Raw genomic sequence first — 13,295 nt, forward strand, 5'->3', positions numbered from 1 at the left:
CCTGGCAGATCAGTCTTGTTCGCGAAGACTAGAGATGCTCAAACGAAGGCACCACTGCATTGACCACACGCTGAAACACCAGAGCAAAAGCAGCGCACGAAACACAAAAAAAGCCCCGCAAGAGCGGGGCTTACGGGCAAAGCAATCAAGCAGGAATCACTTGACGTACTTGAGACCTCGGTAGTTCAGCTGAGGGTGCTTCTGGGAGACAGCCTCTTTGTTCTGCTGGTACTTCTGGCCGCGATAGGTGAGGGTCATGGATAGTTCCTCGGAGTCAGCCCAGGTCCCCGTTCCATGGCCTGGATCGAACTGCGCCTCAGGCAACCAAAAGGTGCCGAGGTGAACGTTTTGTAGCGGTTGCTACAGCACTGTTTTAGCTGCGCGGAAACCAGCCGTGTCGTTCAGGCGATTACAAAACTCCGATTTTGCCGATTAATCGCTTGGGCAGTTCTGCCGTGGGGTCAAAAAGAACAGCAAATCGCACTGAAAACGCGTGAAATCACTCAGGGCGTTCTCCACATCCCCCGGGTAACCCGCATCAGCCTGCGCCGAAGAGGGGAGCGGACCAATCGGCGGCGGCAGGGGCTCAGCCAGAGCCAACCCCGGCAAGGCCGAGAGGGTCGCCGCAAGAACAACAGCAGGCCAACGCGTCATCACAGCACCACAGCTCTACTGACTCCATAGCCATGGCCCAAGCCAACGGCAAGGCATCAAAAAACCCGCCAGACCCCTGAGGATCTGGCGGGCAAAGAGTGAATCAAAGATGAGCTGGCTGGACTCAGCCGACGCTCCAAACACCACCGGCGATCTTCACCAGGGGAGCCACGATGGTCGTGCCGGCGAGGAACCAGGCGAAGGCGGCACCGCCGCAACCGCCGAGCCAGAAGCCGCTGGCGAACTCGGCCCAACCCGCCTTGGTGAACAGGTCAGCAGGGGGGTTGTCGATGGTGGCGTCAGCCGGCTGCACGTTGGGGCCGCGGCCAGCGGTGCCGTAGATCGAGAGGCAAACCGTCAGGATCGAGACCAGACCCACAGCAGCCAGAAGACCAGCGGTGCTGGCGTACTCGGTGGCGCGCAGGGGGCCACAGATGGCGAAGGGGCCGTAGAGGAAGAAGCCATGGGCCATGCCCACTTCCAGACCGCGACGGTTGGGAGAGAGGGCGGGGCGATAAGCAGGCAGCGCGCTCAGAAAAGCGCGGCTGAAGTAGCTGCTGTTGACGGGAGTGGCCAGATTGCCGACACAGGGGTCGGCCACGGGGGTCACGGTCATCGGGGGAAGAACGTCAGGTGGCGCGGAATGAAGCGGCGACAGCTCAGTCGCGGGCTTCGATCACGTTGAACAGCAGGGCCATGGCCACAGCAGGAGCCAGGATCCCGACAAGTGGCACGAACACCGAGGGCATCCAGGCGGCGACGAAATCTCCGGTCATCAGCGTGGGCCAATACAGCTACCGTTCGGCACTGTAAGGAGCCCTGCCGGAGCTGCTCTTCGGGGCCTCAAGGGGCGACATAAAAGTTCAGACCACACCCCCAGCCCATGACCCAGGCACTCACCGGCATCGTCATCGCAGGCGTCCTGGCGGCCTGCTGGGTCCTTGGCCGGCCCAAGCGCAACATCCTGCGCTCCACCGATGCGTCCGGCATCGCAGCCCTGAACCGCGGGCAGATGGAGCTGGTCATCCCCTCTGACGGGAGCAACTCCAGCGATCAGGGCAGCCAGGACACGGTCGTCCTCCCCGCCGCCAGCGACCGGCGCGGCCGCCACCAACTGCTGCAACAGCTGGAGCAACAGTTCCGCGCGGGGGGTGAGCAGCGCCGCACGGCCATGGCCATCTGCCAGCTCTGGTGCCACCGCGAGGCCCTGCCCCTGATTCGCCGCGGCCTGCGCGATGCCGACCAGGTGGTCGCCCAGCTCGCCGCTGAAGCCATGACCCACTTCCGTGGCCGCAGCAGCCTGCCTGTTGCCTCGCCTCAGCCGCTCAAGCTGCCGCGCAACGTCTCGCGAATGCGGTAAATCGGACGGCCCTGACTCTCGTGATAGGTGCGCATCTGCACCTCCGAGAGCAGACCAAAACAAAAGAGCTGCACGCCCGTGATCAGGGCCAGGACCGCCACCAGCAATAGGGGCCGGTTGCCGATCTCCGCGCCCCCCAACTTGACCATCAGCAGATAGGCGCTCAGCAGCGCCCCGATGGCCATGGCGCTCAGCCCCCCGAAACCGAAGACGTACATCGGACGGGTCAAGAAGCGCTTCATGAACCAGACCGTGAACAGATCCATCAGCACCCGGAAGGTGCGATCGATCCCGTACTTGCTCTGGCCGAACTGACGGGCGTTGTGGTTCACCTTCACCTCGGCGATGCGGGCCCCTTCGATGAAGGCCAAGGCCGGCAGGAAGCGATGCAGCTCCCCGTAGAGGTTCATGTCCTCCACCAGCTCGCGGCGGTAGGCCTTGAGGGAGCAGCCGTAGTCGTGCAACCGCACCCCCGTCACCCGAGCGATGAGGGCATTGGCGATCTTGCTGGGCAGCAGCCGGCTGACGGCATGGTCCTGGCGCTGGTGCCGCCAGCCGCTCACCAGGTCATACCCCTGCTCCAGGCGCTCCAGCAGCATCGGGATATCGGCCGGATCGTTCTGCAGGTCCCCATCCAGGGTGACGATCAAGCGCCCGCGGCTGGCGTCAAAGCCAGCCGCCATCGCAGCGGTCTGGCCGTAATTGCGGCGCAACAGAACCGCCACCAGCTCTGGGGCCCCGGCGGCCTGCTGGCGCAAGACCTCGGCCGTGCGATCGGATGAGCCGTCATCCACCAGCACCAGTTCAAAGGAGCGGCCCAAGGGACGCAGAGCCAGCAGCAGCTTCTCGACGAGCAGCGGCAGGCTCTCCTCTTCGTTGAACAGAGGCACCACGATCGAGAGGTCTGGAACGCTGGCGCTGCTCAAGAGGGACGGCTCAAGTTGGCTGGAACCTAGAGGAAAGCGCTCAAAAGAGGCTCAGCCCGGCAGCAGCCAAGCCACCCCCAGGCCCAAGTAGGTCCCGAGCAGATAGCCGAGCAAACCAATCGCCACCGAAGGCACGGCCAATTCAGCGCGGCCAATGGCGGTCGCCAGGGCCAGGGCGGTGCTGGGGCCGCCGATGGAGGCCTGGGAGGCCACCAGGGTCTCAGCCATGGGCCAGCGCAGCCAGCGGCGGAAGATCAAAAGCAGCAACGCGGCCTGCACCAGCACCACCACAGCCGCATAGAGCAACACCGGCAAGCCCTCCCCCAGCAGGCCCGCCACCGGGGAGCTCAGGCCCATCACCGTGAAGAAGGGCTGAATCAAGAGCAAGCCAAGGCCATAGCAACCGCGACGGCTGGCGGGCGCCGGCAACTGGGCCACCAGGAGCGCGACCGTTGTGAGCACCAGGATCGAGGGGACGCCCTGCAGCAGACCCGTCAGCCCCTGGCTCAACGCCAACACGGCCAAGCCCCAAAGACCGGCCAGCCACCAGGAGCGCTCCGGCTGATCGCTTGGGGCCTCATTCGCCCAGGTCGCCTCCGGGGCGGCATCCGCCCTGAGTCCAAGCCAGGTGCTGATGGCGAACCAGACCGCGAAGACCACGTAATCGGCGGCGGTCGCCAGGGTCAGCAAGGTCTCTGGGGGATTCAGCGTCCGGGCCACCGAGACGAAATTCAGGCTGCCCCCGGTGAAGGTGGCGGTGTACATCCCCGCCAGCACGTCCCAGTCCTCCCCGAGCAGGGGATGCAGCAACCAGCCCCCCAGCAGCACCCCCAAGACCGTGCTCAGGGCCGCCACCAGAAACGGTCCGAGCAGTTGCCGGGCCTGGGGCCAGAGGCGCCGGAGATCGACCGCGAGCAACAGCAGGCCGATCGCCAGCGAGGTCAAGGGACCATTGACCCAAGAGGCGGCCTCAGCCTGCAGCTGCACCCCGGCCAGGTTGCTCACCAGCAGGCCGAGCAGCAGCACCACCATCGTCATGCCCAGCTGCCGGCCCCAAGCGGTGCGGCGCGCCAGCAGCCAGCCGAGGGCCGTGAGTGCGAGAACGAGAAGCAAAGACCAAACCATGGACATCAAGGCAGGGTGGAGCCGTCGTGGCAGCGCACCACACGGCCGGCGCCGCGCAGTTCCGTTCGGTAGTGAACGCTGACCGGATCGATCAGCTGGGGATCCAGACCATCGACACCCAGGCCATCGCGGCCGTGCTCCCGGCCAGAACTATGCAGGTAGCGGCCCTGCCCGAGGTAGAGCCCCACATGGGTGCAGCGCTGGGGGCGACCAAAAAAGATCAAATCGCCGGGACGCAGCAGGCCATAGCAACCGGGCGCCACCGCAACGGGCTGGCAGAAGCGCTCCTGCTGGTAGGCATCCCGCGGGATCCAGACCCCCGCGGCGGCATAGGCCGCCTGGATGAAGCCTGAGCAGTCAAAGTCGGGCCCCAGGCTCCCGCCCCAGAGGTAGTGGTTGGCCTGCTGGCGCGCGGCCTCCGCAAAGGCCAAGACGGCCGGCAGGCGCTCAGCAATGGCCGACTCGGACCAGAGCTGCGCCCGTTGGCCCGCGATACAACGGGCATGGCCCAGCAGATCCCGCGGATCAATCCAGCCGGGGTAGCCGTCCTCCAGCAACCGCACCCGCAGGCGCTTCCCGGTCGGCGCCGCTTGACCCAGAACCTGCAGGGCTCGGCCGGCCCAGGCCTGGGTGGCGAGGCCTGGCCCCGACCAATGGCTGTAGAGATTGAGCGGCGCATCGATGCGCCAAGAACTGCCCGGGTGCAGCAGCTCCAAGGCCACGGGTGTTCCCACGGACAACCTGCTTAACCTCGCCATGACCCCGAGTGGCTGCGATGGCGTTCTACTGCCCTGATGGGGAGATGGAGCAAGCACTGGTTGCGGCGATCAGCAGCCTGGAGCAGGAGGGCCGGCCGGGGCTGAGCGAGCAGCTGTCGGTCACCTGGATCCGCTACGGGCAGCCCCTGCGCGGCGGCTCCGCTGGGGAAGGGCAGGGGACCCACTGGCGCGGCAACCAAGCCCGCTATCCCGCCAGCGTGGTGAAGCTCCTCTATCTCCTTGCCGCGGAAGCCTGGCTGCAGCGCGAGCTCATCGACGACACCCCGGAGCTGCGGCGGGCCCTGGCCGACATGATCCGGGATTCCAGCAACGACGCCACGGGGCTCGTGGTGGATCTCTTGACGGGAACCTGCAGCGGACCGGAGCTGCCGGCGGCGGCCCTGCAGCAGTGGAGCCAGCAGCGCCAACTGATCAACCGCTGGTACGGCGAGCTGGGCTGGCCGGAATGGCCGGGCAATAACGCCTGCCAGAAGACCTGGGGAGACGGCCCCTATGGCCGCGAGCGTCAGTCCTATGGCCCCGAGCTGGAGAACCGCAATCGCCTGAGCAGCAACCTGACGGCCCGGGTGCTGCAGGCGGTCATGGCCCGGGAGTTGCTCTCCCCCAGCGCCTGCAGCCGGATGCAAGAGCTGCTCTCCCGCAGCCTGGAGCCCGCGGCCCGCGCCGCTGACCCCGAGAACCAAGTGGATGGATTCCTGGGTGGTGGCCTTCCTGAGGGGGCCCAGCTCTGGAGCAAGGCCGGCTGGATGAGCCAGGCCCGCCACGACGCGGCCTACATCGAACTGGAGGGCAAGGCTCCGGCCCTGATCGTGGTGCTCAGCGAGGGCCCCGAGCGCGCCCAGGACGAGGCGCTCCTACCGGAGCTCTGCCGGCGCTTGCTGGCGCTCTAAACGAACAAAACCCCAGCCCGTGGTCGGACTGGGGTTTGATCGGGGTGTCCCGGTCGGGAACGGAGAGGGAGGGATTCGAACCCTCGACAGAAGTTGCCTCCTGTAACTCCTTAGCAGGGAGCCGCTTTCAACCACTCAGCCACCTCTCCAGTGGCCCGCAAAGACTATCAGGCGCTGGCACCGCGAACGGCCCGTTGGGGCAGGCGCGGCAAGCGGTGTTTGAAACCGCAGAGGATCTCCCAGGGGATGGTGCCGATCGGGTCGCTCCAGGCCGTGGGATCGATCCGCTCACCGGCCTCCTCCCCGAGCAGCGTGACGACGCTGCCGGCCTCCAGCTCCGGTACATCCGTGGCATCCAGCACCAGCTGATCCATGGTGATCGCCCCCACCTGGGGCACCCGCTGACCGGCGAAGAGCACCTCCAGCTGGTTGGAGAGCAGCCGCGGGACGCCATCGGCATAGCCAATCCCCACCACCGCCAGCCGGCTGGGCCGTTGGGTGATGAAGCGATGGCCGTAGCTCACGCCAACCCCGGCGGGGACCTCCCGAATCAAGCTGACCCGGGCACGGACGTGCATCGCCGGCTGCAGGTCCAGACCGGAACCGAGGTGATCCGAGGGGCGCTGGCCGTAGAGGGCCAGCCCCACCCGCACCAGGTCGTAGTGCAACTGACGGCTGCGCAGCGTCCCAGCGGAATTGGCCAGGTGGCGGCAACCCGAGGGCAACTGCTGCTGCTGCAGTCCCGTCAGGACAGAGTCGAAGCGCTGCTGCTGGGTGGCCGTCAGGGCATCCAGTCCATCTCCCGGGGCATCGGCTCCGGCCAGGTGGGAATAGACCCCCGCCAGCTGCAGCGACTCCAGACCGGCGATGGCCTGAACCAACCGCGGCCCCTCCTCCCAGGGCGCGCCAAGCCGGCTCATGCCGGTGTCCAATTTGAGGTGGACCGCCAACTGACGGCCGCTGCCGCTGGCGAGGTTCTGGCAGAGCAGGGCCTCCCGCATGCCGCTGAGGGTGGGCATCAACTGCCAATGCAGGCAGGCCCGCAACTCATCCGGATGGCTGAGGTTGCCCAGCACCAGGACGGGCTGATCCAGGCCCGCCTGGCGCAACTCCACCCCCTCCTGAAGCGTGGCCACCCCAAAGCAACTGGCCCCACCGGCGGCGGCAGAACGGGCGACCGGGACCGCGCCGTGGCCATAGCCATCGGCCTTGACCACCGCCATCAGCGCAGAGCCCGGCTGCAGCGAGCGCCTCAGGGCCTCGGCGTTGGCCTGGATCGCCGCCTCATCGATTTCCACCCAGGCGCGCTGACGGGGATGGGGCTGCGGCGCCAAGGCAGCGGCCGCCGGGTCCTCGAAGGCAGCAGCAGGCGATGCGTCAACCATCCGCCCTTGGCAGTGCACCTAGCATGCATAGAAATTACGGGGTTGCCCAGCGCAGCCCCCCAGGCAGCGCTCCCATGGGCTCGGTTCTGGTTCTGAACGCCTCCTACGAGCCCCTGAACGTCACCACCTGGCGCAGGGCAACTGTGATGGTGCTTAAGGGAAAAGCCGAGGGGCTGGAGCACTCCCCCGGGCGGCAACTGCGGCCAGGCCTGGGACTGCCAACGGTGATTCGTCTACGGCAATTCGTCCGCGTGCCCTTCCGGCCACTGCCCCTGACCCGCCGGAACGTCTTCCACCGCGATGGCCAGCGCTGCCAGTACTGCGGCAGCAGCAGCGAGCGGCTCTCGATCGATCATGTCCTGCCCCGCAGCCGCGGCGGGAGCCACAGCTGGGACAACGTCACCACGGCCTGCCTGCGCTGCAACGTGCACAAGGGCAATCGCACGCCCAAGGAAGCGAGCATGCCCTTGCAATCGGCACCCCGGCGGCCGCTCAGCGGTGCGGTGTTTGAGGCCCAGCGGCAGATGGCCAAGGGCGGCCACCTGGAATGGGCCAAGTACGTGGACGGCTGGGAGAACCCGCTCGCTAGTTGACCCCGCTGGCCTGATCAGCCAGTTCCTCCAACTGCCGCCGTTGGTCGGCGGAGACGCAGGCGCCGATCAACTCAGCCAGTTGGCCCTGGAGCACCGGCTCCAGTGAGAAGTTGCGGCCGAGGCGGTGATCGGTCGTGCGGTTGTCCTTGTAGTTGTAGGTGCGGATCTTCTCGCTGCGATCCCCACTGCCCACCTGGGCCAGACGGGCCGAGCGCTCCTTGGCGTTGGCCTCGGCCAGCTCGCGCTCATAGAGCTTGGCCCGCAGGATCTCCAGGGCCCGTTCACGGTTCTGCAGCTGGGAGCGCTCTTGGGTGCAGAACACCCGGATGCCGGTGGGTTTGTGCAGCAGGTCCACGGCCGTCTCCACCTTGTTGACGTTCTGGCCGCCGGCGCCGCCCGAGCGGGCGGTGCTGATCTCCAGGTCCGTGGGGTCGATCTGAACCTCCACCGGGTCGGCCTCGGGCATGACCGCCACCGTGGCCGTCGAGGTGTGGACCCGGCCCTGGGACTCGGTGGCGGGCACCCGCTGCACCCGGTGCACACCGGCTTCGTACTTGAGCTGACTGAAGACGCTGTCGCCCTGGATCGCCAGGATCAGTTCCTTGTAGCCCCCCAGTTCCGCCTCCGAGGCACTGACGGGCTGCACTTTCCAACCGACGCTCTGGGCGTAGCGCTCGTACATCCGGGCCAGATCCCCCGCCCAGATCGCCGCCTCATCGCCACCCGCACCGGCGCGAATCTCGAGCATCACGCTGCGTTCGTCCCGGGGATCACGGGGCAGAAGCGCCAAGGTCAGCTGCTCCTCCATGGCGGCAATCTGTGTCGCCAGACCGCTGAGCTCCTCTTGGGCCAGGGCCTCCATCTCCTGGTCGCCGCGGGACTCCTTCAGGAGCTGCCTGGCCTCCTGTTCCTGTTTGCGCCACTGGCAAAGCTGGTCGTAGCCCAGCACCAGGGGCTCCAGTCGGGCCCGCTCCCGCGCGATGGGCTCCAGCTGCGCTGGGTTGGCAGCCACATCCGGGTCTGCCAGCTGCCGCTCCAGGGTTTCAAAGGTGGTGCGTGCCGTCTCCAGACGTTCACGCAGGAAAGAAGCATCCATGGAAGCGGCTCAAGCCAGCAAAAAGCCGGACGCCCTAGAGCATCCGGCTTGGGGAATGAATGTCACGTCAGACGTGAGTGGCCGATCAGGCCTTCTCGGCTGCTTCGGCCTTGGGCTCGGCTTTGGCATCGGCGCCAGCAGCGCTGCCCATGCCGTACTTGCGCATGAAGCGATCCACACGACCCTCGGTGTCCAGGATCTTTTGGGTCCCGGTATAGAAGGGGTGGTTGCCGCTCCAGACGTCGACGTGGATCTCGGGGGAGGTGGAGCCAGTGGTCATCACCACTTCTCCGTTGCAGATCACCTTGGCATCGGGATACCAGGTGGGGTGAATGTCGGCCTTCGGCATGACGGGTACGGGGCTGAGGGGCGAAAGCGCAATCAGCGCTTGGAGAACTGAGGAGCCTTACGGGCTTTCTTCAGGCCGTACTTACGACGCTCCTTGGCGCGCGGGTCACGGCTGAGGTGCCCTTCAGTCTTGAGGGGCTTGCGGTTGTCGGGGGACAGCTCGCACAGGGCACGGGCAGCGCCTTGCTTGATGGCATCCGCCTGACCGGTCAGACCACCACCGCGGACGTTGACCAGCAGGTCGTACTCACCACCCAGACCAAGGGTCTGCAGGGGAGCCTTGACTGCCGCCAGGTAGGCGGGGTTGTAGTTCAGGTAGTTGTCACCGGGACGACCGTTGATGGTCACGGTGCCATTGCCAGGAACGACGCGGACGCGTGCCACGGCGGTCTTACGACGGCCGGTTCCCCAGTAGACGACTTTGGTGGTGCTCATTTGGCGGAAGCGGCGGGATCGAGGGCCAGGGCCTTGGGCTGTTGGGCGGCGTGGGGGTGCTCAGCACCCTTGTAGACCTTCAGCTTGCGGAAGAGCTGACGACCGAGAGCGTTGTGGGGAAGCATGCCCTTAACGGCCTTCTCGATGATCCGCTCGGGGATCCGTGCCTGCAGCGCAGCGAAGGTTTCGGTCTTCATGCCACCGGGGCGACCGGAGTGACGGCGGTAGACCTTGTCGGAAGCCTTGTTGCCGCTCACACGCACCTTCTCAGCATTGATCACGACGACGAAGTCGCCGGCGTCGATGTGAGGGGCGAAGTTGGGGTTGTTCTTACCCCGCAGAACCGAAGCGACCTCGGTGGCAAGCCGGCCGAGGGTCTGGTTCTCAGCGTCCACCAGATACCACTGGCGTGCTGAGGAATCCTGGGGGGGGACGAGAGTCTTGTTCATCGCGCCGGCGGGCCGGTTCGGATAGGACCCCATCACCACGCTTAGGCGGGTGGGGTTGGACAGGGTGTCTGGACTGTGGGTCTCGACTAATGACGGCAGCCACCCGATCACTCGGGTGTCAATCGCTCGTTGAGTGAACCTACCGCTTCGCCGATCCCCACTTCGGGGGACAGGGTTTACAGGCAGGGGCTGGCCGCCGATGGACATCGGCAGGTCAACTCTGAGACCGGCAGACCCAGTCAGTGCAAGGACTGACCCGGTGCTGCTGGCGGTGCATCAGAGCCCTCCAGCAAATACCGCGGTTGACAATCGTACCAGGCAGCCTGGGGGAAGACTTCACTCGGGTAGCCCACCCTCAGCAGGCATAACCCCTGCGGGGGAGCGGCTTCTTTGACCTCCTCACGGGCCTGGTTTCGCCAGCGGCGACTGAAGGCCTCCAGGCTGAGGCGTCCCTCCCCGACGGCCACCAGCTGCCCCATCACAAGGCGCACCATCCCGTAGAGAAAGCCGCTGGCCTGAAGCTCCACCTCCAGCAGGTCACCGCGGCGCTGCACCGAGACCTCCTGGAGGGTCGTACGGGAGTGTGAGCGGGCGCTACCCGCCCTCTCAAACGCCGCAAAATCGTGCTCCCCGAGCATGCCCTCGAGGGCCTCGCGCATCCGGGCCTCATCGAGCCTGAACTGATAGCGGTGCCAGCTCCAGGGGGCCAGAAACAGATTGGGGATGCGGGCGTTGTAGATGGTGTAGCGGTAGCGCCTGTAGGTGGCGCTAAAGCAGGCATGCCAGTCCGCGGGAACGGAAGCTGCTGAACGCACGCGGATGCTGGCCGGCAGGCGGCCGTTGAGGGCCGCGGGCCAGCGGTGCGGAGGGATCGGGCCGGCGCAGTCGAAATGCACCACCTGGCCAGCGGCGTGAACGCCGCTGTCGGTTCGACCGGCCGCCACAACGGTGGCGGGGCCATCTGGATCCAACTGAGCCAAGGCCCGCTCCAGCGCTTCCTGGACGCTGGGGTCCCGGGGCTGGCGCTGCCAGCCGCAGTAGGCCGAGCCGTCGTACTGCAGGCAGAGGGCGATGCGCCTAAGCCCCCCTGCTGGCGTCGCGTCAGTCAAAGCTGCTGCACCAAAGCCATAAAAAACCGCGCGGAGGAGAGCCCCCCACGCGGTGCGGATGATCGACAGCAGGTCCGCTCGGACCCACGGACTCAGACCAGCTCGATGATCGCCATTTCGGCGTTGTCGCCACGGCGGGGAACGGTGCGAATGATGCGGGTGTAACCGCCATTGCGGTCGCCGTAACGCTCCTGGGCCTTGTCGAACAGGGCGTGGACCAGTTGCTTGTCGTAGATGTAGCCGATGGCACGACGGCGGGCGGCAAGGCTGCCGTCCTTGGCCAGGGTGATCATGCGCTCAGCTTCATCGCGAAGCGCCTTGGCACGGGCCTTGGTGGTGGTCAGACGACCCTCACGGATCAGCTGAGTGGTCAGAGCGCGAAGCATGGCTTTGCGCTGGTCGGCGGGACGCCCCAACTTGGGGACTCGGCACTGGTGACGCATGACTAAATCGGGTTAACGCGGGAGACAGGGTGCTGCGCGATCAGGCGCTGGTGCGGCTCTGGGGCAGGGAGATACCGATGCGCTCGAGGGCCTCGATCACCTCGTCAGCCGACTTGGAACCGAAGTTCTTGATTTCGAGCAGATCTTCGTAGCTGAAGCCCATCAGGTCAGACACGGAGTTGACTTGGGCGCGCTTCAGGCAGTTGTAGGCGCGAACCGAGAGGTTCAGCTCTTCCAGGGGAATCTGAGCTTCGGCGGAGGGCTCGGGCTCCTGGCCTTGCTCCTCTTCCATGGTCAGGGTCGCCATGGGCTGGATCAAGGTGATCAGCTGGTTGGCGGCCTGGGCCATCGCGTCGTCAGGCGTCAGGGAGCCGTCGGTCTGAATCTCCAGACGCAGGCGCTCACGGGCCGATCCGCCTTCACCGACAGCGGTCTCGTCGATGGTGTAATTCGCCCGCTGGACAGGCATGAAGACGGCATCGATCTGGAGAAGATCGACAGCGCTGGTGTCCTCAACGCGGCGGTCAACGGGGCGATAGCCAACACCACGCTCGACGTGCACCTCGAGCTCCAGGCTGTGGCCTTCGGCGACGGTGGCAATCGGGCGGGCGGGGTCGATCACCGACACCTGTGAGGAGAACTGCAGGTCACCGGCGGTGACGGTCGCAGGACCATTCACGACCAGGCGGCCGATCTCCAGCTCGCGGCTGCGGCTGTTGACGGCAACGTCCTTGCAGTTGAGAAGGATGTCGAGGACGTCTTCGCGGACGCCAGGAACGGTGGCGTACTCGTGGTTCACGCCAGCGATGCGCACGGCGGTGATGGCGCTGCCCTCCAGGGCACCCATCAGCATGCGGCGCAGGGAATTACCGAGGGTCGTCGCCTGGCCACGCTCAAGGGGGCCAATGACGAAGACGCCGGTTTGGGAACGATCGTCAGCGATCTGGTGTTCAACCCGATCGATCTGGTACTGCAACACGGTCTGAAGCTCAGATAGGTGGATGGACCCCCTCTGGGGCTAGTCGATGCGTCGAATCAGACCCGGCGACGCTTGGAACGGCGGCAACCGTTGTGGGGCAGCGGGGTGACGTCACGGATCAGGGTGATCTCCAGACCGGCAACCTGCAGGGCACGGATGGCGGTTTCACGACCGGAACCAGGACCGCGAACCAGCACCTCGATTTGGCGCATCCCCTGCTCAAGGGCGCGACGGGCTGCTGCTTCTGCGGCGGTCTGGGCGGCGAAGGGGGTGCCTTTACGGGCGCCCTTGAAACCGCTGGCACCAGCGGAGCTCCAGGAGATCACTTCACCAGCGGTGTCAGTGATGGAGACGATGGTGTTGTTGAACGTGCTCTGGATGTGGGCAACGCCGTTAGGGACGTTGCGCTTCGTCTTCTTAGAACCAGATTTCTTGGCGGGCTTGGCCATGGATAAAGCCCTGCGGTCGCAGGGAGGTGATCGGGGGTCTTAGGGGGGCAACCTGGTGACGACGGCACGCAATCGGCCGAACGGCAGGTGCTAGGGGGCCAAAGGGCTAGAGCAAGCCGCGGCTTACTTCTTCTTACCGGCCACGGTCTTGCGGCTACCGCGGCGGGTCCGGGCATTGGTGCGGGTGCGCTGACCGCGAACGGGCAGACCGACGCGGTGACGACGGCCACGGACGCAGCCGATGTCCTGCAGGCGCTTCATGGCCATGCCCTCCT

The 13,295-nt window shown here is 66.1% G+C and carries 20 protein-coding genes and 1 tRNA gene; 3 read left to right on the top strand and 18 right to left on the bottom strand.

Going from position 1 to position 13,295, the window contains the following annotated elements; all coding sequences use genetic code 11:
- Nucleotides 1-156: 156 nt before the first annotated feature.
- From QZ184_RS06450 to QZ184_RS06465, 4 genes are all read right to left on the bottom strand, one after another.
- Nucleotides 157-258 carry a DUF4278 domain-containing protein gene (locus tag QZ184_RS06450; protein WP_071777940.1) on the bottom strand — a complete coding sequence of 34 codons (102 nt, stop codon included), beginning with the start codon at nucleotides 256-258 and terminating at the stop codon, nucleotides 157-159.
- A gap of 174 nt (nucleotides 259-432) precedes the next feature.
- Entirely contained in the window at nucleotides 433-654 is a 222-nt protein-coding gene (locus tag QZ184_RS06455; protein ID WP_296416111.1) for a hypothetical protein, read from the bottom strand.
- A 124-nt stretch (nucleotides 655-778) separates the two neighbouring features.
- Complete coding sequence (locus QZ184_RS06460; RefSeq protein WP_010315026.1) at nucleotides 779-1,270, bottom strand: photosystem I reaction center subunit XI; 492 nt, start codon at nucleotides 1,268-1,270, stop codon at nucleotides 779-781.
- Nucleotides 1,271-1,313: 43 nt separating this feature from the next.
- The gene (locus tag QZ184_RS06465; RefSeq protein ID WP_010315023.1) at nucleotides 1,314-1,430 is read right to left on the bottom strand and encodes a photosystem I reaction center subunit VIII; all 117 of its coding nucleotides are present in this window, start codon (nucleotides 1,428-1,430) and stop codon (nucleotides 1,314-1,316) included.
- Between the two features lie 107 nt (nucleotides 1,431-1,537).
- Here QZ184_RS06465 and QZ184_RS06470 point away from each other — a divergent pair, with 107 nt between their 5' ends.
- Complete coding sequence (locus QZ184_RS06470; protein WP_010315020.1) at nucleotides 1,538-2,014, top strand: hypothetical protein; 477 nt, start codon at nucleotides 1,538-1,540, stop codon at nucleotides 2,012-2,014.
- On the opposite strand, the gene QZ184_RS06475 is transcribed toward QZ184_RS06470, so the two are convergent.
- From QZ184_RS06475 to QZ184_RS06485, 3 genes are read right to left on the bottom strand one after another with little or no spacing between them, the layout of a single operon-like run.
- A complete protein-coding gene (locus QZ184_RS06475) occupies nucleotides 1,972-2,940 on the bottom strand; it encodes a glycosyltransferase family 2 protein (RefSeq protein ID WP_010315018.1) in 969 nt (322 codons plus the stop codon). The two genes, QZ184_RS06470 and QZ184_RS06475, sit on opposite strands and share 43 nt — an antisense overlap.
- 51 nt (nucleotides 2,941-2,991) lie before the next feature.
- The gene (locus tag QZ184_RS06480) at nucleotides 2,992-4,071 is read right to left on the bottom strand and encodes a DUF819 family protein (RefSeq protein ID WP_010315016.1); all 1,080 of its coding nucleotides are present in this window, start codon (nucleotides 4,069-4,071) and stop codon (nucleotides 2,992-2,994) included.
- Nucleotides 4,071-4,823, bottom strand: a complete 753-nt coding sequence (locus QZ184_RS06485; protein ID WP_296416109.1) for a C40 family peptidase — start codon at nucleotides 4,821-4,823, stop codon at nucleotides 4,071-4,073. Before QZ184_RS06485 ends, QZ184_RS06480 begins: the two co-directional genes overlap by 1 nt.
- Before the next feature lie 17 nt (nucleotides 4,824-4,840).
- On the opposite strand from QZ184_RS06485, the gene QZ184_RS06490 reads away from it, so the two are divergent.
- Nucleotides 4,841-5,734 carry a serine hydrolase gene (locus QZ184_RS06490; protein ID WP_296418674.1) on the top strand — a complete coding sequence of 298 codons (894 nt, stop codon included), beginning with the start codon at nucleotides 4,841-4,843 and terminating at the stop codon, nucleotides 5,732-5,734.
- A gap of 60 nt (nucleotides 5,735-5,794) precedes the next feature.
- Here the strand turns inward: QZ184_RS06490 and QZ184_RS06495 are convergent.
- Together QZ184_RS06495 and alr are read right to left on the bottom strand one after the other, a co-directional pair.
- Nucleotides 5,795-5,883, bottom strand: a tRNA-Ser gene (locus tag QZ184_RS06495).
- Nucleotides 5,884-5,901: 18 nt separating this feature from the next.
- Nucleotides 5,902-7,119: an alanine racemase gene (gene alr / locus QZ184_RS06500; protein WP_296418676.1), complete on the bottom strand. Its 1,218-nt coding sequence runs from the start codon at nucleotides 7,117-7,119 to the stop codon at nucleotides 5,902-5,904.
- Nucleotides 7,120-7,193: 74 nt separating this feature from the next.
- Here alr and QZ184_RS06505 point away from each other — a divergent pair, with 74 nt between their 5' ends.
- Entirely contained in the window at nucleotides 7,194-7,712 is a 519-nt protein-coding gene (locus QZ184_RS06505) for an HNH endonuclease (RefSeq protein WP_010315006.1), read from the top strand.
- Here the strand turns inward: QZ184_RS06505 and prfA are convergent.
- The 9 genes from prfA to rpsM all read right to left on the bottom strand — a co-directional run.
- Complete coding sequence (gene prfA, locus QZ184_RS06510) at nucleotides 7,705-8,808, bottom strand: peptide chain release factor 1 (RefSeq protein ID WP_010315005.1); 1,104 nt, start codon at nucleotides 8,806-8,808, stop codon at nucleotides 7,705-7,707. The genes QZ184_RS06505 and prfA overlap by 8 nt on opposite strands.
- A gap of 85 nt (nucleotides 8,809-8,893) precedes the next feature.
- Nucleotides 8,894-9,157, bottom strand: a complete 264-nt coding sequence (rpmE, locus tag QZ184_RS06515; protein ID WP_010315003.1) for a 50S ribosomal protein L31 — start codon at nucleotides 9,155-9,157, stop codon at nucleotides 8,894-8,896.
- A gap of 32 nt (nucleotides 9,158-9,189) precedes the next feature.
- Nucleotides 9,190-9,591, bottom strand: a complete 402-nt coding sequence (gene rpsI / locus QZ184_RS06520) for a 30S ribosomal protein S9 (protein ID WP_010314999.1) — start codon at nucleotides 9,589-9,591, stop codon at nucleotides 9,190-9,192.
- Entirely contained in the window at nucleotides 9,588-10,040 is a 453-nt protein-coding gene (gene rplM / locus QZ184_RS06525) for a 50S ribosomal protein L13 (RefSeq protein ID WP_010314998.1), read from the bottom strand. The genes rpsI and rplM overlap by 4 nt, the downstream gene beginning before the upstream one ends.
- Nucleotides 10,041-10,279: 239 nt before the next feature.
- Nucleotides 10,280-11,149, bottom strand: coding sequence for a tRNA pseudouridine(38-40) synthase TruA (gene truA, locus QZ184_RS06530; protein ID WP_247479624.1), 870 nt, complete (start codon nucleotides 11,147-11,149; stop codon nucleotides 10,280-10,282).
- 92 nt (nucleotides 11,150-11,241) lie between these two features.
- A complete protein-coding gene (rplQ, locus tag QZ184_RS06535) occupies nucleotides 11,242-11,592 on the bottom strand; it encodes a 50S ribosomal protein L17 (RefSeq protein WP_010314995.1) in 351 nt (116 codons plus the stop codon).
- A 40-nt stretch (nucleotides 11,593-11,632) separates the two neighbouring features.
- A complete protein-coding gene (locus QZ184_RS06540; RefSeq protein WP_247479625.1) occupies nucleotides 11,633-12,571 on the bottom strand; it encodes a DNA-directed RNA polymerase subunit alpha in 939 nt (312 codons plus the stop codon).
- A gap of 56 nt (nucleotides 12,572-12,627) precedes the next feature.
- Complete coding sequence (rpsK, locus tag QZ184_RS06545) at nucleotides 12,628-13,020, bottom strand: 30S ribosomal protein S11 (RefSeq protein ID WP_010314991.1); 393 nt, start codon at nucleotides 13,018-13,020, stop codon at nucleotides 12,628-12,630.
- Between the two features lie 123 nt (nucleotides 13,021-13,143).
- Nucleotides 13,144-13,295 (bottom strand): 30S ribosomal protein S13 (rpsM, locus tag QZ184_RS06550; protein WP_296418679.1); only part of this gene is annotated, 152 nt, incomplete at its 5' end.

The sequence above is a fragment of the Vulcanococcus sp. DEBay_Sum22DG08_74 genome (assembly GCF_017852955.1).
Taxonomy (GTDB): Bacteria; Cyanobacteriota; Cyanobacteriia; order PCC-6307; family Cyanobiaceae; genus Vulcanococcus.